The 19,790-nt window shown below is 56.2% G+C and carries 16 protein-coding genes; 12 read left to right on the forward strand and 4 right to left on the reverse strand.

Annotation, left to right across the window (positions count from 1 at the left end; translation table 11 throughout):
- Positions 1–34 precede the first annotated feature (34 nt).
- Entirely contained in the window at positions 35–820 is a 786-nt protein-coding gene (locus U5A05_RS08335; protein WP_261741661.1) for an iron-containing redox enzyme family protein, read from the forward strand.
- Between the two features lie 82 nt (positions 821–902).
- Here U5A05_RS08335 and U5A05_RS08340 read toward each other — a convergent pair whose 3' ends face one another.
- The 4 genes from U5A05_RS08340 to U5A05_RS08355 form a co-directional block, all read right to left on the reverse strand.
- Positions 903–1,643, reverse strand: coding sequence for a YciK family oxidoreductase (locus U5A05_RS08340; protein WP_261741662.1), 741 nt, complete (start codon positions 1,641–1,643; stop codon positions 903–905).
- A 42-nt stretch (positions 1,644–1,685) separates the two neighbouring features.
- Positions 1,686–2,357, reverse strand: a complete 672-nt coding sequence (gene mupP, locus U5A05_RS08345; RefSeq protein WP_261741663.1) for an N-acetylmuramic acid 6-phosphate phosphatase MupP — start codon at positions 2,355–2,357, stop codon at positions 1,686–1,688.
- Positions 2,358–2,360: 3 nt separating this feature from the next.
- Entirely contained in the window at positions 2,361–3,059 is a 699-nt protein-coding gene (ubiG, locus tag U5A05_RS08350; RefSeq protein ID WP_261741664.1) for a bifunctional 2-polyprenyl-6-hydroxyphenol methylase/3-demethylubiquinol 3-O-methyltransferase UbiG, read from the reverse strand.
- A 63-nt stretch (positions 3,060–3,122) separates the two neighbouring features.
- On the reverse strand, positions 3,123–4,454 hold the full coding sequence (locus U5A05_RS08355; RefSeq protein WP_261741665.1) for a TRZ/ATZ family hydrolase: 1,332 nt from the start codon (positions 4,452–4,454) through the stop codon (positions 3,123–3,125).
- 107 nt (positions 4,455–4,561) lie between these two features.
- Between U5A05_RS08355 and mtnA the strand changes: the two genes are divergently transcribed.
- From mtnA to U5A05_RS08410, 11 genes are all read left to right on the forward strand, one after another.
- The gene (gene mtnA / locus U5A05_RS08360) at positions 4,562–5,638 is read left to right on the forward strand and encodes an S-methyl-5-thioribose-1-phosphate isomerase (protein ID WP_321836096.1); all 1,077 of its coding nucleotides are present in this window, start codon (positions 4,562–4,564) and stop codon (positions 5,636–5,638) included.
- Between the two features lie 343 nt (positions 5,639–5,981).
- Positions 5,982–8,645 (forward strand): DNA gyrase subunit A, encoded by a 2,664-nt coding sequence (gene gyrA / locus U5A05_RS08365; RefSeq protein ID WP_261741667.1) that lies wholly within the window; start codon positions 5,982–5,984, stop codon positions 8,643–8,645.
- A gap of 203 nt (positions 8,646–8,848) precedes the next feature.
- Positions 8,849–9,934, forward strand: coding sequence for a 3-phosphoserine/phosphohydroxythreonine transaminase (serC, locus tag U5A05_RS08370; RefSeq protein ID WP_261741668.1), 1,086 nt, complete (start codon positions 8,849–8,851; stop codon positions 9,932–9,934).
- Positions 9,934–11,028 (forward strand): prephenate dehydratase, encoded by a 1,095-nt coding sequence (pheA, locus tag U5A05_RS08375; protein ID WP_016780245.1) that lies wholly within the window; start codon positions 9,934–9,936, stop codon positions 11,026–11,028. Before serC ends, pheA begins: the two co-directional genes overlap by 1 nt.
- An 11-nt stretch (positions 11,029–11,039) precedes the next feature.
- On the forward strand, positions 11,040–12,152 hold the full coding sequence (gene hisC, locus U5A05_RS08380; RefSeq protein ID WP_261741669.1) for a histidinol-phosphate transaminase: 1,113 nt from the start codon (positions 11,040–11,042) through the stop codon (positions 12,150–12,152).
- Between the two features lie 4 nt (positions 12,153–12,156).
- The gene (locus tag U5A05_RS08385) at positions 12,157–14,388 is read left to right on the forward strand and encodes a bifunctional prephenate dehydrogenase/3-phosphoshikimate 1-carboxyvinyltransferase (protein WP_261741670.1); all 2,232 of its coding nucleotides are present in this window, start codon (positions 12,157–12,159) and stop codon (positions 14,386–14,388) included.
- On the forward strand, positions 14,388–15,074 hold the full coding sequence (gene cmk / locus U5A05_RS08390) for a (d)CMP kinase (RefSeq protein WP_395247222.1): 687 nt from the start codon (positions 14,388–14,390) through the stop codon (positions 15,072–15,074). Before U5A05_RS08385 ends, cmk begins: the two co-directional genes overlap by 1 nt.
- 123 nt (positions 15,075–15,197) lie before the next feature.
- A complete protein-coding gene (gene rpsA, locus U5A05_RS08395; RefSeq protein WP_019826775.1) occupies positions 15,198–16,892 on the forward strand; it encodes a 30S ribosomal protein S1 in 1,695 nt (564 codons plus the stop codon).
- 325 nt (positions 16,893–17,217) lie between these two features.
- Positions 17,218–17,514, forward strand: coding sequence for an integration host factor subunit beta (gene ihfB, locus U5A05_RS08400; protein WP_003447108.1), 297 nt, complete (start codon positions 17,218–17,220; stop codon positions 17,512–17,514).
- Positions 17,515–17,538: 24 nt separating this feature from the next.
- On the forward strand, positions 17,539–17,790 hold the full coding sequence (locus U5A05_RS08405; RefSeq protein ID WP_261741672.1) for a LapA family protein: 252 nt from the start codon (positions 17,539–17,541) through the stop codon (positions 17,788–17,790).
- A 530-nt stretch (positions 17,791–18,320) separates the two neighbouring features.
- Complete coding sequence (locus U5A05_RS08410; RefSeq protein ID WP_261741673.1) at positions 18,321–19,778, forward strand: MBL fold metallo-hydrolase; 1,458 nt, start codon at positions 18,321–18,323, stop codon at positions 19,776–19,778.
- The last annotated feature ends 12 nt before the right edge of the window (positions 19,779–19,790 follow it).

Genomic DNA, 19,790 nt, shown 5'->3' on the forward strand with positions numbered 1-19,790 from the left:
TCTTTAAAGTCATCTCTCGAAAAGGACTTGGATTGTGATTGATGTATTTAACCGTACTGGGCCTCTAATGGAGGAGACGAGTTACCCGCAGTGGGCTCAGCAACTGATTCGCGACTGCAGCGAGAGCAAGCGCCGGGCAGTCGGGCACGAAATTTACAGGCGCATGCGGGATAACACGCTAAGCCCCAGAGCCATGCGAGCGTACCTGATTGGCGGCTGGCCGGTGGTTGAGCAGTTTTCGCTGTATATGGGTCGTAACCTTGGCAAAACCCGTTATGGGCAACATCCGGGTGAAGACATGGCGCGCCGCTGGCTGATTCGCAATATCCGGGTTGAACTTAACCATGCCGACTACTGGGTATATTGGGCCCGGGCACATGGCGTGAGCCTTGAAGAGTTGAACGCACAGGACATACCTGCGGAATTTCAGGCATTGAACGATTGGTGCTGGCATACCTGTGCGACGGACTCACTGGCTGTGGCCATGGCGGCTACCAACTACGCGATTGAAGGTGCCGTGGGTGAGTGGGCGGCTGCGGTGTGTTCAAAAACTGTCTACGAAGAGTCGTTCCCGCTGGAGGGGCGTAAACGCACGATGAAGTGGCTGAAGATGCATGCTCAGTATGATGATGAGCATCCTTGGGAAGCGCTGGAAATCGTGTGTACCCTGGCGGGGATGAACCCGAGCCAGGAGCTGATTGCCGAGCTGCGCAAGGCAATTTGCAAGAGCTACGATTACATGTACTTGTTTTTACAAAGCTGCTTGCAGCTCGACAAGGCCCCCGTTGTGCGTGAGCGCAGGGAGCTGGTTGAGAGCTGAAGCCCCGCTAGCCGTTTTTTGAGCGCATAAAAAACCGCAGGCTGCATTCACATGCAGGCTGCGGTTTTTGTTTGTCGCTATGTTACTGGGCGTCGAAGGCTTGGCCGTTAATTCCGGTGCTGTCCGGGCCCATCAGGTACAGGTAAACCGGCATGATCGCGTCCGGCTCTGGATTGCTCTCGGGGTTTTCACCCGGATATGCCAGGGCGCGCATGCTGGTGCGAGTCGCGCCTGGGTTGATGCTGTTGGAGCGTACTGCAGAGACGCTGTCGACTTCATCGGCCAGGGTTTGCATCAGGCCTTCGGTTGCGAATTTCGATACGCCATAAGCGCCCCAGTAGGCGCGACCTTTGCGTCCGACGCTGCTGGAGGTGAAGATCACCGAGGCGTCCTGCGACAGTTTGAGCAGGGGCAGCAGGGTGCTGGTGAGCATGAACGTGGCATTGACGTTGATCTGCATCACGCGCATGAAATTCTCGCCTGACAACTGCTCCAGAGGCGTACGCGGGCCAATGATCGAGGCGTTGTGCAGCAGTCCGTCAAGATGGCCGAACTCGGTTTCGATCATGGCAGCCAGTTCATCGTATTGATGCGGCAGGGCGGTCTCGAGATTGAACGGGATGACGGCCGGTTGCGGATGACCGGCGGCTTCGATTTCGTCGTAAACCTGGCTCAGGTTGGCCTCGGTCTTGCCCAGCAGCAGTACGGTTGCGCCGTGGGCGGCATAGGTCTTGGCAGCCGCAGCGCCGATGCCGCGACCGGCGCCGGTGACCAGAATGACCCGGTCCTGAAGCAGGTTGGGGCGGGCGGAATAATCAAACATAAAAAACCTCAACAAAAATCGAAGATCGTTAGCGGACGTTTGTCAGCAGCTGCACATCGCGTTATCCAGCACTTTGCGCAGTTCGCCCGGGTGATCGACCACCACGTCGGCACCCCAGTGATCAGGGTTGTCGTCGGGGTGTATGTAGCCAAAACGCACGGCTGCGGTTTTAGTCCCGGCGTCTCGGCCGGACTCGATGTCGCGCAGGTCATCGCCTACAAATAGGACGCTGGCCGGGTCCAGGTCAAGCATCTTGCAGGCCAGAATCAACGGCTCGGGATCAGGCTTGCTGTTGGTTACGTGGTCCGGGCAGATCAGCAGCGCCGAGCGTTCGGCCAGGCCCAGGCGCTCCATGATCGGCTGTGCGAAGCGCACTGGCTTGTTGGTGACGACGCCCCATACCAGATGGGCTTTTTCGATATCGGCCAGCAACTCTTCCATGCCATCAAACAGCTTGGTGTGTACTGCGCAATCACGCTGGTAGCGCTCCAGGAACTCCTGGCGCAGTTCTTCAAAGCCGGGTGCGTCCGGGTCCATGCTGAAAGTCGCGGCCACCATGGCGCGGGCACCGCCGGAAATTTCATCGCGGATCAGTTTGTCGCCAATGGGCGGCAGATCACGATCGGCGCGCATGGCCTGGCAGATGGCAATAAAGTCCGGCGCGGTATCGAGCAGGGTGCCGTCCATGTCAAAAAGAACTGCTCTTAAACGCATGCGTTACTCCTCGCGAAGGGTCTGGATCATGTAATTGACGTCTACATCGCTGGCCAGTTTGTAGTGTTTGGTCAGCGGGTTGTAAGTCAGGCCGATGATGTCTTTAACGCTCAGACCGGCCTGGCGGCTCCAGGCACCGAGTTCGGAAGGGCGGATGAACTTCTTGAAGTCATGGGTCCCGCGCGGGATCAGCTTCATGATGTATTCAGCGCCGATAATCGCGAACAGATAGGATTTTGGGTTGCGGTTGATGGTCGAGAAGAACACCTGGCCGCCGGGTTTGACCATGCGATAGCAGGCGCGAATCACGGAAGCTGGATCAGGTACGTGCTCCAGCATCTCAAGACAGGTCACCACATCGAATTGCTCGGGCATTTCGTCTGCCAGGTCTTCGGCGGTGATCTGGCGGTATTCAACACTCACGCCGGACTCAAGCTGATGCAGTTGTGCCACGGCCAGCGGTGCTTCGCCCATGTCGATGCCCATGACGGTGGCGCCGCGTTGAGCCATTGACTCGCTGAGAATGCCGCCGCCGCATCCGACGTCGAGGACTTTTTTGCCAGCCAGTTGCACGCGCTCGTCAATCCAGTTGACGCGCAGTGGGTTGATGTCGTGCAGCGGCTTGAATTCGCTTTCACGGTCCCACCAGCGATGGGCTAGCGCTTCGAATTTAGCGATCTCGGCGTGGTCAACGTTGCTCATGGGTAAATCCTCTAAAGCTTAATAATCTGGTGAAACTCCGGGCTCAGGCCCGAAGGTACTGAATCAATGAGTATGGCCGCTTATGCGTTCACCCCAGGCCTTGGCTGTGGCGCTGAGCTGTTGCTCGTCCATGCGGGTCAGGCATCGATCATCGAGCAGTTGCTTGCCTGCAACCCACAGGTGCTTCACGCAATCACGGCCGGTGGCGTAGATCAGCTGTGAGACGGGGTCGTAGACCGGTTGCTGGGCCAGCCCGCTGAGGTCAAATGCAACCATGTCGGCGGCTTTACCGATTTCAATCGAGCCGGTGTCACTTTCAATGCCCAGGGCGCGGGCGCCATTGAGCGTTGCCATGCGCAGCGCGCGGTGGGCGTCCAGCGCGGTGGCAGAGCCAGCAACGGCTTTGGCCAGCAAGGCTGCGGTGCGGGTTTCGCCTAGCAGGTCGAGGTCGTTGTTGCTGGCTGCACCGTCGGTGCCGACCGCTACATTGACTCCGGCTTGCCACAAACGCTCCACCGGGCAGAAACCGCTGGCCAGTTTCAGGTTGGACTCCGGGCAATGAATCACGCTGGAGTTGCTTTCTACCAGCATTGTCAGGTCGTCATCGCTGATCTGGGTCATGTGCACGGCCTGGAAACGCGGGCCTAGCAGGCCCAGGCGCGCGAGACGGGCGACGGGCCGCTCGCCATGTTGCTCGACAGCCTGATGCACCTCGAAAGCGGTTTCGTGTACGTGCATATGAATAGCTGCATCCAGCTCATCGGCGATTACCCGGATTTTTTCCAGGTTATCGTCGCCGACAGTGTAAGGCGCATGGGGCCCAAAGGCGATTTTGATCCGCGGGTGGTACTTCAGATCAGCGAAAAGCTCGATGGCCTGACGCAGGGATTCATCTGCGCTGCTGGCGCCGGGAATCGGAAAGTCGAGAACGGGAATCGCGATCTGAGCGCGAATGCCGCTGTTGTGGACGCACTCACTGGCGACCTTGGGGAAGAAGTACATGTCGCTGAAACAAGTGATACCGCCCTTGAGCTGTTCGGCGATCGCCAGATTGGTGCCGTCGCGCACGAAGTCTTCATCGACCCACTTGGCCTCAGCGGGCCAGATGTGCTGCTCCAGCCAGGTCATCAATGGCAGATCATCGGCCATGCCGCGGAACAATGTCATCGCGGCATGACCGTGGGCATTGATCAGCCCGGGGCTGAGCAGCATGTCTGGCAACTCGCGGGTTTCGCTGGCAGCCAGCTTCAGGGCTTGCTGGCGAGACCCAATGAATACAATGCGACCGTCGCGAATGCCAACCCCATGATCCTTGAGTACGACACCGGCCGGTTCGACAGGCACCAGCCAGGTGGGTAGCAGCAATAAGTCCAGGGGCACGGTCGGGATCGGCATCGAAAACAGTTTCCAGTGCGTTTTAAAAGGAGGCGAAGTATACCCGAGCGTCTTAAGGGTGGGCTCGCTATAATCGGCAGCTTTGTTTCTGGGTAATAGGGGAAGGCATGCGCGATCGACTGTTGGCTGCGGAAAAAGTTAAGGCCATCGATTGGCGGGATGACGCCCTATACCTGCTGGATCAGCGCAGCTTGCCCCTTGAAGAAACATGGCTGGCTTACACCGGCGCCGAAGATGTGGCTCAAGCGATCCGCGATATGGTCGTGCGGGGTGCTCCGGCGATCGGTATCACGGCGGCCTATGGTGTGGTGCTGGCCGCACGTGCGCGCAAAGCTGTTGGCGGCGACTGGGTAGCGGCGCTGGAGGAGGACTTCACCCTGCTGGCAGGTTCGCGCCCAACGGCGGTGAATCTGTTTTGGGCTTTGAATCGCATGCGAGATCGATTGTCCCGAAGCAAGACTCGGGCTGATGTTTTGCAGGTGCTTGAAGCTGAGGCTGTGGCTATTCATGAGAGTGATCGTGAGGCCAATATGACGATGGCGCAATTGGGGGTTGATGTAATCCGCCGCCACCAAGGCAACGCTCAGGCCGTACTGACCCACTGCAACACTGGAGCGCTGGCCACAGGTGGCTTTGGTACGGCGTTGGGCGTTATTCGTGCCGCCTGGCTGGAGGGCATGATCGAGCAAGTCTATGTCGACGAAACCCGTCCCTGGCTGCAGGGCTCGCGCCTGACTGCGTGGGAGCTGGCCAATGAAGGTATCCCGGTGGTGCTTAATGTTGACTCGGCAGTGGCACACATCATGAAAACCAAGGGCGTGACCTGGGTGATCGTGGGGGCTGACCGAATCACCGCCAATGGCGATGTGGCGAACAAGATCGGGACGTACCAGTTGGCGGTAAACGCCATGCACCACGGCGTGCGCTTTATGGTGGTGGCCCCGAGTTCGACCATTGATATGGACCTGGCCACGGGCGATGACATTCCGATTGAAGAGCGCGACGGTCGCGAGTTACTGGAAGTGGGCGGCAAGCGGGTGGGTGCCGATGTGCAGGTGTTTAATCCGGTCTTTGATGTAACCCCGGCCGACCTGATTGACGTAATCGTGACCGAGAAGGGTGTGATTGAACGTCCGGATGCGGCAAAACTGGCTCAATTGATGTGTCGCAAGCGATTGCATTAAAAGTTGTGCTGCGCTGACTCGGTTCGCGCAGGTTTTATGCCGGATTCAGTCTGTCCTGCAGTCCTCGATTTGCGCTCAGAGCCCTCCTGAACACGCTCAGGCCGATCACTGACCCAATTACTATGTGCCTTGCGCATCTGAGGGATAGGTGCGTGGCGGCGATTGTGATAACATTCGGCGGTTTCCAGGGTGGCCCGCAAAGGTTGCCCTTACTGCGCAAATCCGTGACATAACTTGTTGATTTGTCGTAAGTCGTTGCATGGCACGTGGCCAGCGGCGACGAGCTTCGTTCGTCCCGAATGGATGTGGCGAAGTTTCACCCGAAAAAGGAATCAGGCTTCTCATGGGCGAACTGGCCAAAGAAATCCTCCCGGTCAATATCGAAGACGAGCTGAAACAGTCCTACCTCGACTACGCGATGAGCGTAATTGTCGGGCGGGCACTGCCTGATGCACGCGATGGCTTGAAGCCCGTGCACCGGCGTGTGCTGTTTGCGATGAGCGAACTGAACAACGACTGGAACAAGCCGTACAAGAAATCTGCCCGTGTGGTCGGTGACGTAATCGGTAAGTATCACCCGCATGGTGATACCGCTGTTTACGACACCATCGTTCGAATGGCTCAGCCATTCTCTCTGCGCTACCTGCTGGTAGACGGTCAGGGTAACTTCGGTTCGGTCGACGGCGACAACGCTGCTGCCATGCGATACACCGAAGTTCGCATGACCAAGCTGGCCCACGAGTTGCTGGCCGACTTGCACAAAGAGACCGTGGACTGGGTGCCGAACTACGACGGCACGGAAATGATCCCGGCCGTCATGCCGACACGAATTCCCAACTTGTTGGTCAACGGCTCCAGCGGTATCGCTGTGGGCATGGCCACCAATATCCCGCCGCACAACCTGGGTGAAGTCATCGATGGTTGCCTGGCGCTGATCGAAAACCCGGAGCTGAGCATCGATGAACTGATGCAGTTCATCCCGGGCCCGGACTTCCCTACTGCTGCGATCATCAACGGTCGCGCAGGCATCATCGAAGCCTATCGTACCGGTCGTGGCCGTATTTACATGCGCGCCCGCTCCATGATCGAAGACATCGACAAGGTCGGTGGTCGTCAGCAGATCGTCATCACCGAGCTTCCTTACCAGTTGAACAAGGCGCGTCTGATCGAAAAGATCGCCGAGCTGGTTAAAGAGAAGAAGCTCGAAGGCATCACTGAACTGCGCGACGAGTCTGATAAAGACGGTATGCGCGTGGTGATCGAACTGCGCCGTGGTGAAGTGCCGGAGGTTATTCTTAATAACCTGTACGCCCAGACCCAGCTGCAAAGCGTTTTCGGTATCAACATCGTTGCGTTGATCGACGGTCGTCCACGTATCCTGAACCTCAAGGATCTGCTGGAAGCCTTCGTTCGTCACCGCCGTGAAGTGGTTACCCGTCGCACCGTTTTCGAACTGCGTAAAGCCCGTGAACGTGGTCACATCCTTGAAGGCCAGGCAGTTGCCCTGTCCAACATCGACCCGGTTATCGCGTTGATCAAGGCCTCGCCAACGCCGTCGGAAGCCAAGGAAGCGCTGATCAGCACCCCTTGGGAGTCCAGTGCAGTAGTGGCGATGGTTGAACGTGCCGGTGCCGATTCGTGCCGCCCGGACAACCTTGATCCGCAGTACGGTCTGCGCGAGGGCAAGTACTTCCTGTCGCCAGAACAGGCGCAAGCCATTCTTGAATTGCGCTTGCACCGTTTGACCGGTCTTGAGCACGAGAAGCTGCTGGCCGAGTACCAGGAAATCCTCAACCAGATTGGTGAGCTGATCCGCATCCTCAACAGCGCTGAGCGCTTGATGGAAGTGATCCGCGAGGAACTGGAAGTCATTCGTGCCGAATACGGTGATGTGCGTCGTACTGAAATCCTGGATCACCGCCTTGATCTGACGCTGGGCGACATGATCCCGGAAGAAGAACGCGTTGTGACCATCTCCCACGGTGGCTATGCCAAGACCCAGCCTTTGGCTGCGTACCAGGCCCAGCGTCGTGGTGGTAAAGGTAAATCGGCTACTGGCGTCAAGGATGAGGACTACATTGCTCACCTGCTGGTTGCCAACAGCCACACCACGCTGCTGCTGTTCTCCAGCAAGGGCAAGGTGTACTGGCTCAAGACTTATGAAATCCCTGAAGCGTCCCGCGCTGCCCGTGGTCGCCCACTGGTGAACCTGTTGCCGCTGGGTGAGGGTGAATACATCACCACCATGCTGCCGGTCGAGGAATACACCGAAGGTCACTTCATCTTCATGGCAACTGCCAACGGTACCGTGAAGAAGACCCCGCTGGAATCCTTCAGTCGTCAGCGCAGCGTAGGTTTGATCGCGCTGGAGCTGGACGAAGGCGACGTATTGATCAGCGCCGCGATCACCGATGGCGAGCGCGAAGTGATGTTGTTCTCCGATGGCGGCAAAGTAACCCGCTTTAAAGAGTCCGATGTGCGTGCCATGGGTCGTACTGCTCGCGGCGTGCGCGGCATGCGTCTGCCAGAAGGTCAGAAGCTGATTTCGATGCTGATCCCTGAAGAAGGCAGCGAGATCCTTACCGCTTCGGCGCGTGGATATGGCAAGCGTACGGCAATCAGTGAGTTCCCTGAGTACAAGCGTGGCGGTCAGGGCGTTATCGCCATGGTCAGCAACGAGCGTAACGGTCGTCTGGTCGGAGCAGTCCAGGTGCAGGACGGCGAAGAGATCATGTTGATTTCGGATCAGGGCACTCTGGTGCGTACCCGTGTCGACGAAGTCTCGAGCTTGGGCCGTAACACCCAGGGCGTTACCTTGATCAAGCTTGCCAGCGATGAAACGCTGGTCGGACTTGAGCGGGTTCAGGAGCCTTCGGAAGTTGAAGGCGAGGAACTCGAAGGTGAGGGCGAAGGCGGTGCAGAGCTCAACGACGAGGCCATCATCGATGGTGGCGACGGCGAGCAACCGCTAGAGGCTGGCGCTGACGAAGAAGAACCGCAGGAATAAGCGGACACAGAGGGGGCGGATGAGAATTCGCCCCCTTGTTGTATGTCCGGTATGAAAGTTTGCGACACTGTGGGAGCGAGCCTGTTCGCGATGGCGTCAGCACGGTATATCAGATAGACCTTGCTGCCCGCATTGCGATGCAAGCCAAGAACGTGTCGAGTGTTGTTTTATTGCGTGACCACCAAATCAGAGTGAGAGTGGAAGTGAGCAAACGAGCCTATAACTTCTGCGCAGGTCCTGCTGCGCTACCTGAAGCTGTCCTGTTGCGTGCCCAGTCCGAGTTGCTCGACTGGCATGGCAAGGGCCTCTCGGTCATGGAGATGAGCCATCGCAGCGATGAGTTCGTGTCCATAGCGACCAAGGCTGAGCAGGATTTGCGTGACCTGCTGTCTATTCCCTCGAACTACAAAGTCCTGTTTCTGCAAGGCGGCGCAAGCCAGCAATTTGCTCAGATCCCGCTGAATCTGCTGCCTGAAAATGGCAAGGCGGATTACATCGATACCGGTATCTGGTCGCAGAAGGCTATTGAAGAAGGTTCGCGTTTCGGTCACATCAACGTGGCAGCTACCGCCAAGCCCTACGATTACTTTGCAATTCCTGGTCAGAATGAGTGGAACCTGTCGAAAGATGCGGCCTACGTTCATTACGCGCCAAATGAAACCATCGGTGGCCTGGAGTTCGACTGGATTCCGCAAACTGGCGATGTGCCGCTGATCGCTGACATGTCCTCGGACATTCTGTCGCGTCCGGTTGATGTTTCCCGCTTCGGCATGATCTACGCCGGCGCCCAGAAAAACATCGGTCCGAGCGGTATCGTGGTCAACATCATTCGTGAAGACCTGCTGGGCCGGGCACGTTCGATTTGCCCGACCATGCTGGATTACAAAGTCGCGGCCGATAATGGCTCGATGTACAACACGCCGCCGACGCTGGCCTGGTATTTGTCTGGCCTGGTGTTCGAGTGGCTGAAAGAGCAGGGTGGCGTTGAGGCTATTGGTAAGCTCAATGAAGTCAAGAAACGTACCTTGTACGACTTTATTGACGCCAGTGGCCTGTACAGCAACCCGATCAACATCTCTGACCGCTCCTGGATGAACGTACCGTTCCGTCTGGCGGACGATCGTCTCGACAAGCCATTCCTGGCAGGAGCCGAAGCGCGTGGGCTGCTGAACCTCAAAGGGCATCGCTCGGTGGGCGGCATGCGGGCTTCGATCTATAACGCGGTAGACATCAATGCGGTCAACGCGCTGGTGGCTTACATGGCAGAGTTCGAAAAGGAACACGGCTAATGTCCGAACAAGAGCTCAAGGCGCTGCGTCTGCGTATCGACAGTCTGGACGAAAAGGTCCTGGAGCTGATCAGTGAGCGGGCGCGCTGCGCCCAGGAAGTGGCGCGAGTCAAAATGGCTTCGCTGGCTGAAGGCGAAGTGCCGGTTTTTTACCGGCCTGAGCGTGAGGCTCAGGTGCTCAAGCGCGTTATGGAGCGCAATAAAGGCCCGTTGGGGAACGAAGAGATGGCGCGGTTGTTCCGCGAAATCATGTCTTCCTGCCTGGCGCTGGAGCAGCCGCTGAAAGTGGCTTACCTCGGCCCGGAAGGCACCTTCACCCAAGCGGCTGCCATGAAGCACTTCGGTCACGCCGTCATCAGCAAGCCAATGGCTGCGATTGACGAAGTGTTCCGTGAAGTTGCAGCGGGTGCGGTGAATTTTGGTGTGGTGCCAGTGGAGAACTCCACCGAAGGCGCGGTCAACCATACGCTCGACAGCTTCCTCGAGCATGACATGGTGATCTGTGGCGAAGTTGAGCTGCGTATCCACCATCACCTGCTGGTGGGTGAAAACACCAAGACTGACAGTATCAGCCGTATCTACTCCCACGCGCAGTCGCTGGCCCAGTGCCGCAAGTGGCTGGATGCGCATTACCCGAACGTCGAGCGTATTGCCGTATCGAGCAATGCCGAGGCCGCCAAGCGGGTCAAGGGTGAGTGGAACTCAGCCGCCATTGCCGGTGATATGGCTGCAGGCTTGTACGGTTTGACCCGACTGGCCGAAAAAATTGAAGACCGTCCGGACAACTCCACGCGGTTCTTGATGATTGGCAGCCAGGAAGTGCCGCCGACCGGTGATGACAAGACTTCGATCATTGTTTCCATGAGCAACCGTCCTGGTGCATTGCATGAGTTGCTGGTGCCGTTCCATGAAAACGGGATCGATCTGACGCGCATCGAGACGCGTCCCTCGCGTAGCGGTAAATGGACCTATGTGTTTTTCATCGACTTTGCTGGCCATCACCGCGACCCGTTGGTCAAAAGTGTCCTGGAGCAAATCAGTCAAGAAGCCGTAGCACTTAAAGTATTGGGCTCATACCCGAAAGCGGTTCTCTGAGGCGATAAAACATGAGCGGTGACTTCCTCGCCCTGGCGCAGCCGGGCGTGCAACAACTTTCGCCTTACGTCCCGGGCAAGCCTGTGGACGAACTGGCGCGCGAGCTGGATCTGGATCCGGCCATGATCGTGAAGCTGGCCAGCAACGAAAACCCTTTGGGTGCGAGCCCCAAGGCGCTGGAAGCCATTCGTGCCGAGCTGGCTGAGCTGACGCGCTATCCGGACGGCAATGGTTTCGCGCTTAAAAGTCTGTTGGCTGAACAGTGCGCTGTGCAGCTGGATCAGGTGACGTTGGGTAACGGTTCTAACGACATTCTGGAACTGGTGGCGCGTGCCTATCTGGCGCCAGGCCTGAATGCCGTGTTCAGTGAGCATGCGTTTGCGGTTTATCCGATTGTCACCCAGGCTGTGGGCGCGCAGGCGCGGGTAGTACCGGCCAAGGACTGGGGGCATGACCTGCCTGCCATGCTTGAGGCCATCGACAGCAATACTCGTGTGGTTTTCATTGCTAACCCGAACAATCCTACCGGGACCTGGTTTGGCGTCGATGCGCTGAACGAGTTCTTGCAGGATGTTCCGGAGCACGTGCTGGTCGTGCTGGATGAAGCCTATATCGAGTATGCCGAGGGCGGTGAGCTGCCCGATGGGCTGGAGTTCCTGTCGGCTTATCCTAATCTGCTGGTTTCGCGCACGTTCTCCAAGGCCTACGGCTTAGCGGCCTTGCGCGTGGGTTACGGCCTGTCGACGGCAGTGGTTGCGGATGTGTTGAATCGTGTTCGCCAGCCATTCAACGTCAACAGCCTGGCCTTGGCTGCTGCTTGTGCGGCGCTGAAAGATACGGATTACCTGGCTCAAAGCCGGCGCCTTAATGAAGTCGGGATGCAGCAGTTGCAGGACGGCTTTCGAGAGTTGGGCCTGGGCTGGATTGCGTCCAAGGGCAACTTTATTGCGCTGGACCTCGGTCAAGTGGCGGCTCCGGTCTATCAGGGGTTGTTGCGTGAAGGCGTAATCGTGCGTCCGGTGGCCAACTACGGGATGCCGAACCATCTGCGTATCACTATTGGTTTGCCGGCGGAAAATACTCGCCTGCTTGAGGCGCTGACCAAGGTTCTTGCTCGTGGTTGATGTGATGTCTGTGCACTCTGTAAAACCGGTTATCGGTCGTTTGGTCGTTGTCGGGCTGGGCCTGATTGGCGGCTCTTTCGCCAAGGGGATGCGCCAAAGCGGTCTGTGTGCGGAAGTGGTAGGTGTTGACCTTGATCCCGATTCCTGTGCTTTGGCTGTGGAATTGGGTGTGGTTGATCGCTGCGAAGCCGATCTGGCAGTGGCCTGTGAAGGCGCTGATTTGATTCAGTTGGCAGTGCCGATTCTGGCCATGGAGAAAATGCTCGGCCTTCTGGCGGGCATGGCTCTTGGCTCGGCAGTGTTGACGGATGTGGGTAGCGCCAAAGGCAATGTCGTGCGTGCTGCGGCGCAGGCCTTTGGTGGTATGCCCGCGCGCTTTGTGCCGGGGCATCCCATTGCCGGATCTGAGCAAAGCGGTGTCGAGGCATCGAATGCCAGTTTGTTCGAACGGCACAAGGTCATTTTGACCCCGGTGGCTGAAACTGATGCCGACGCGTTGGCCCTGGTTGATGCGATGTGGCGCGCCCTGGGCGCAGACGTCGAGCACATGCAGGTCGAACGCCATGACGAGGTGTTGGCTGCAACCAGCCATTTGCCTCATCTGCTGGCTTTCGGGTTGGTGGACTCTCTTGCCAAGCGCAACGAGAATCTGGATATCTTCCGTTACGCTGCGGGTGGCTTCCGTGATTTCACAAGAATCGCTGGCAGCGACCCGGTAATGTGGCATGACATTTTTCTTGCGAATCGTGAGGCGGTGCTGCGCACATTGGATACATTTCGCAGCGATCTCGACGCTTTGCGCGACGCGGTCGATGCAGGGGATGGGCATCAATTGCTGGGCGTCTTTACGCGCGCCCGGGTTGCCCGCGAGCATTTCAGTAAAATCCTGGCCCGCCGGGCATATGTGGACACTATGAATTCCAACGATCTGATTTTTTTGGCAAATCCTGGTGGTCAAGTAACTGGCCGAATTCGCGTACCAGGCGACAAATCCATTTCTCACCGTTCGATCATGCTGGGGTCATTGGCCGAAGGCACGACCGAGGTGGAAGGTTTCCTTGAGGGCGAAGACGCTCTGGCAACCTTGCAAGCATTCCGTGATATGGGCGTTGTGATTGAAGGCCCGCATCATGGTCGCGTGACCATTCATGGTGTTGGTTTGCATGGTTTGAAGGCGCCGCCGGGTCCTATTTACCTGGGTAACTCGGGTACTTCGATGCGTCTGTTGTCTGGCCTGCTGGCCGCGCAGAGCTTCGATACCACGTTGACCGGCGACGCTTCCCTGACCAAGCGCCCGATGAATCGTGTGGCCAATCCGCTACGCGAAATGGGTGCTGTGATTGAAACCGCTGCTGAAGGTCGCCCGCCGATGACCATTCGCGGTGGTCACACGCTTAAAGGCATGAGCTACACCTTGCCGATGGCCAGTGCTCAGGTTAAGTCCTGTCTGTTGCTGGCGGGCTTGTATGCACAAGGCAAGACCTCGGTCACCGAGCCTGCACCGACCCGCGATCACACCGAGCGCATGCTGCAAGGCTTTGGCTACCCGGTTACAGTTGAGGGGCCTACAGCTTCGGTTGAGTCGGGTCACAAGTTGACTGCGACTCATATTGAAGTGCCGGGCGATATTTCTTCGTCGGCGTTCTTCCTGGTCGCGGCTTCGATCGCTGAAGGTTCGGATCTGCTGCTTGAGCATGTGGGTATCAACCCGACCCGTACTGGCGTTATCGATATTTTGCGTTTGATGGGGGCGGATATCACCCTTGAGAACCAGCGCGAAGTGGGCGGCGAGCCGGTGGCTGACTTGCGTGTGCGGGCTGCCAAACTCAAGGGTATCGAGATTCCCGAAGAGCTGGTGCCATTGGCAATTGACGAGTTCCCGGTACTGTTCGTGGCGGCAGCTGTGGCTGAGGGTCGTACGATCCTGCGTGGTGCAGAAGAGCTGCGTGTGAAGGAGTCTGACCGGATTCAGGTGATGGCTGACGGCTTGTTGGCACTTGGCGTCAAGTGCGAGCCGACACCGGATGGCATCATCATTGATGGCGGCACGATTGGTGGCGGTGAAGTCCATGGGCACGGCGACCACCGTATTGCGATGGCTTTCAGTGTGGCTTCGTTGCGGGCAACTGCTCCGATCCGTATTCACGATTGCGCCAACGTAGCGACATCGTTTCCGAACTTCCTGGCATTGTGCAAGCAAGTGGGCATGCGCGTTGCTCAAGAGGTTAACTCGTGATGATTTCAGCGCCGGTTATTACCATCGATGGTCCTAGCGGTTCCGGGAAAGGCACCGTTGCGGGCATCCTGGCCAAGAGTCTGGGATGGAATTTGCTGGACTCCGGTGCTTTGTACCGTTTGCTGGCTTTCGCGGCGGTTAACCATGGTGTTGCTCTGGATAACGAAGCCTTGCTGGCAAAATTGGCTGCGCATCTTGATGTGCAGTTCATCGGGGCGACGGATGGCAAGTCTGCGCGCATTATTCTGGAAGGCGACGAAGTGACTCACGCCATCCGCAGTGAGGGTGTGGCTGCCGGAGCCTCGAAAGTCGCGGCTTTGCCAGCTGTTCGTGATGCTTTGCTGCAGCGTCAGCGTGCATTTCAGGAGTCGCCGGGCCTGGTTGCGGACGGTCGTGATATGGGCACGGTGGTATTTCCTGAGGCTCCGTTGAAGGTATTTCTGACGGCTAGCGCCGAGGAAAGGGCCCGCCGCCGTTACTTGCAGTTGAAGGCCAAGGGCGATGATGTTAGTCTCTCGGGTCTGCTAGATGAGATTCGTGCCCGTGATGAACGTGACACGCAGCGTGCAATAGCCCCGCTCAAACCGGCGGCTGATGCCATACAGCTGGACTCTACGGAGTTGTCCATCGACCAGGTGCTTGAACGCATCATGAGTGAAATCGCGCTTCGCGATATTGCTGGATGACCAAGAAAGCGTGCAGGAGACCAGAAATAGTCCTGCATGCCTTCTTTTATATGAACGTAACCCACATTGTCTGGAATGTGGCAGATGGGCGTATTCCTTCGCCCTTGATTAACAGGAATTAAAATGAGCGAAAGCTTTGCAGAACTCTTTGAAGAAAGCCTAAAAACCCTGAATCTTCAGGCTGGCTCGATCATCACCGCGATCATCGTTGATATCGATTACCAAGCTGGTTGGGTTACCGTTCACGCTGGTTTGAAGTCTGAAGGCCTCATCCCGCTGGAGCAGTTCCACAACGACGCTGGCGAACTGAACATCAACATCGGTGATGAAGTTCACGTTGCGCTGGACGCGGTCGAAGACGGCTTTGGCGAAACCAAACTGTCCCGTGAAAAAGCCAAGCGCGCTGAATGCTGGATCGTTCTGGAAGCAGCCTTCGCAGCAGAAGAAGTGGTCAAGGGCGTTATCAACGGTAAGGTTAAAGGCGGCTTCACTGTCGACGTTAACGGCATCCGTGCGTTCCTGCCAGGTTCTCTGGTTGACGTTCGTCCAGTGCGCGACACCACGCACCTGGAAGGCAAAGAGCTGGAATTCAAGGTCATCAAACTTGACCAGAAGCGCAACAACGTTGTTGTTTCGCGTCGCAGCGTTCTTGAAGCAGAGAACTCGGCTGAGCGTGAAGCTCTGCTGGAATCCCTGCAAGAAGGCCAGCAAGTCAAAGGTATCGTCAAAAACCTCACCGATTACGGCGCATTCGTCGATCTGGGTGGCGTCGATGGCCTGCTGCACATTACCGACATGGCTTGGAAGCGTATCAAGCATCCTTCCGAAATCGTCAACGTTGGCGACGAGATCGATGTCAAGGTTCTGAAGTACGATCGCGAACGCAATCGTGTTTCCCTGGGCCTCAAGCAACTGGGCGAAGATCCATGGGTTGCTATCAAAGCCCGTTACCCAGAAAGCACTCGCGTTACCGCTCGTGTAACCAACCTGACCGACTACGGCTGCTTCGCTGAGCTGGAAGAAGGCGTTGAAGGTTTGGTACACGTTTCCGAAATGGACTGGACCAACAAAAACATCCACCCTTCGAAAGTCGTACAAGTCGGCGACGAAGTGGAAGTTATGGTTCTGGACATCGACGAAGAGCGTCGTCGTATCTCCCTGGGCATCAAGCAGTGCAAATCTAACCCATGGGAAGATTTCTCTGGCCAGTTCAACAAGGGCGATAAAATCTCCGGCACCATCAAGTCGATCACCGATTTCGGTATCTTCATTGGTCTGGACGGCGGCATCGACGGCCTGGTTCACCTGTCCGACATTTCCTGGAACGAAGTTGGCGAAGAAGCCGTACGTCGTTTCAAGAAGGGCGACGAGCTTGACACCGTTATCCTGTCTGTTGATCCAGAGCGTGAGCGCATCTCCCTGGGTATCAAGCAGCTGGAAAGCGATCCGTTCTCCGAGTACGTACAAGAGAACGACAAAGGCGCAATCGTTAAGGGCATCGTGAAAGAAGTTGACGCTAAAGGCGCCATCATCACTCTGGCCAACGATATCGAAGCTACTCTGAAAGCGTCCGAAATCAGCCGTGACCGCATCGAAGATGCACGTAACGTTCTGAAAGAAGGCGAAGAAGTAGAAGCCAAGATCATCAGCGTTGATCGTAAAAGCCGCGTAATCCAATTGTCCATCAAGTCGAAAGACGTTGAAGACGAGAAAGAAGCAATCCAGAGCCTGCGCGACAAGCCAGCTACCTCTGAGATCGCTGCTGGTCCGACCACTTTGGGCGACCTGCTGCGTGCACAAATGGAAAAACAGAACTAAGTTCTGATTGACCATAGAAAAAGGGCGACTTCGGTCGCCCTTTTTTGTGCCTGCAATTTGAGTGGGGCGGCAAAGCGCCTGTGTTGCGCGCTTGCTTGTGCTTCATGTTGCGAGATACCAAGCCTGCGCCAGAGCGCTCATTATCTCTGAGCGAGCTCGTGGATGCCTGCTGCCTGCTGATCGTGATTATCATCACGTCTCTGCGGTGTATTGCCTGGTAGGGAGACTCGTAAATATAAGTCAATCCCTGGGCTGTTCAAATTCTTTCGATCATGCTAAAACCTTTGGAGCGCTGATCTAGCTGCTTGAAAAAGAAGGGAAAAATATGACGAAGTCGGAGTTGATCGAACGAATTGTCACCCATCAAGGGCTACTTTCATCCAAGGATGTAGAGTTGGCCATCAAGACTATGCTTGAACAAATGTCTCAATGTCTGGCGACCGGAGATCGAATCGAAATCCGTGGTTTTGGCAGTTTCTCGCTGCATTACCGTGCCCCTCGGGTAGGTCGCAATCCCAAGACAGGCCAGTCGGTCAGTCTTGATGGAAAATTCGTTCCTCATTTCAAACCGGGCAAAGAGCTGCGGGACCGAGTGAATGAAGATGAGGAAGACGACATTTAATCCTTCAGGGAACAGGAGTTGCCGATGCATAGCATCAAACGTGCAGTGTTAGTGGTGTTTGCTCTGATCGTCATTTTCGGGATCGTGATTTTTATCCTCGAAAACCAGCAGCCCACCGCATTGATATTTTTGGGCTGGCGCTCCCCCGAACTGCCGGAATCGTTGTTTCTCATAGCTGCTTTATTGGTTGGCATGGCGATTGGACCTGTCATGGGTTTTGTGGCCTACAGGCGCAAAGCAGCCAGGCTCAAGCGTAAGTTGCTGGCCGAGTCTTAAGATAGGCGGCCTTTCTTGGGTTTATTTGAAAGGCCTCCTCTGTCCATACGAGAGCGCAGCCAGATTGCGATGCGTGTTCTAGATAAATCAAAGTACGCTATCAAAATTTACTTGTGATTCAGGGTAATTCCCACAAGTTGAAAGCTTGGATTTTTTACCGTGATGGCATATAGCTGGCAATTTGCTTTGCCCGTTATTTAGTGCTTTTTCGGGTGTGCATTGATGTAACGTCTAATGGCTGGAATCAACAGGTGCCTGTGTAAGTAGATTTCTGTGCTTCTTTATAAGACATGCCCGCTTACCAAGCAGTAACGCTCATGTTCACGCCGAAATATATTGCGATTACGGTGCTGTAGTTCTGATTGTATTTGGCCATGTGTCGCGGTTGGGGTCGCACAGGGTGATAGCTCTGAGATAGTGCGGAAAAACCTTGCAAAGTAATCGGCGCCAATTTGACGAATGATGGGGTGCTGTCCTGTCCAGAGTTATGGGCTAATAGCTTCCTCACGGAGCTGTAGCGAGAGTTGGCGATGTCTTATCCCCGCATCATTCACCATGGCGCCGTGAGCGGCGTCACTGGTTCATGCCATCAATTACAGATGAATGCCCATAGCAGCCTTTTAATCGATTGTGGACTGTTTCAGGGCAGTGAGCTGACGGCTAAAGGCACCATTGGCGCCCTGCATCCTGAAATCAACTTTTCGCTTGGCGGCATTAAAGCTCTGCTCGTCACTCATTCCCATGCGGATCATGTTGGCCGTATTCCCTATTTGCTTGCTGCTGGCTTTAAAGGGCCGATCTTATGCAGTGAGCCGACTGCAAAGTTATTGCCGTTGGTGCTGGAGGATGCATTCAAGCTTGAGTTAAGCCGCGAGAAGAAACATATCGAACTCTACTTGCAGCGTTTAAAGCGGCAGCTGATTGCGCTACCGTTTGATCATTGGTTTCGTATTGAGCAAACCGAAACGCTGCATGCACGCGTCCGCTTGCAAAGGGCAGGGCACATACTGGGTAGCGCATATGTGGAGTGCGATCTTGACTACCCGCAAAAGGGCTTGAACCGCCGAATCGTTTTCTCGGGGGATCTGGGCGCTCCACATACGCCCTTGTTGCCAGCCCCTGTTTCTCCTGAGCGTGCCGATGTACTGATCCTTGAAAGCACCTATGGTGATCGTGTGCATGAAGATCGCACGACCCGTCAGGCACGGCTTGAGCACGCCATTGATAAAGCACTGGCGGATCACGGCACGCTGCTGATTCCAGCCTTCAGCATTGGTAGAACCCAGGAATTGCTCTACGAAATCGAAGACATTCTTCATCGCAAGGCGCTTGCGGGTCCTCCACCTGGTCTGTCCGTCAAGGATCAGGTGTTGCCGGTTAACTGGCCGCAGTTGCCGATTATCCTGGACTCTCCCTTGGCCGGCAGACTCACCGGTGTCTATCGTGAACTGGATGACTACTGGGATGCTCCAGCGCAAAGTCGCCTTCAAGGTGGGCGCAAGCCACTGCACTTCAAGCAGATGATCACCATAGACAGTCATGTGCAACACATGCAAACGGTACGTTATCTCGCCAGTACAGGCCGTCCTGCGATTGTAATTGCCGCCGGTGGGATGTGCGCCAGTGGTCGCATAGTCAACTACCTCAAGGCCCTGCTGGGTGACCGAAGGCATAATGTGCTTTTTACCGGTTATCAGGCCCGAGGAACGCCGGGCGCGGCAATACAAAAGTACGGTCCGCAAGGCGGTTTTGTTGAAATGGAGGGGGAGCGCTGTATCATTCGCGCTGGCGTTAGCACTTTGGGCGGTTATTCGGCCCATGCTGATCAACAGGACTTGCTCAACTTCGTTTCGGGTATGGCGCACTGGCCTGAACAAATATGTTTGGTGCATGGCGATATAGAGGCGAAACGAGTATTAGCGAAAAAGCTACTGGGGCTGTATCAAGCACACAATAGATCTGTCGAGGTACTAATACCTGCGGACTAATAGCCCCGCTGC

The organism is Pseudomonas kulmbachensis, from assembly GCF_963681935.1.
In the GTDB taxonomy this organism is placed as follows: domain Bacteria; phylum Pseudomonadota; class Gammaproteobacteria; order Pseudomonadales; family Pseudomonadaceae; genus Aquipseudomonas; species Aquipseudomonas kulmbachensis.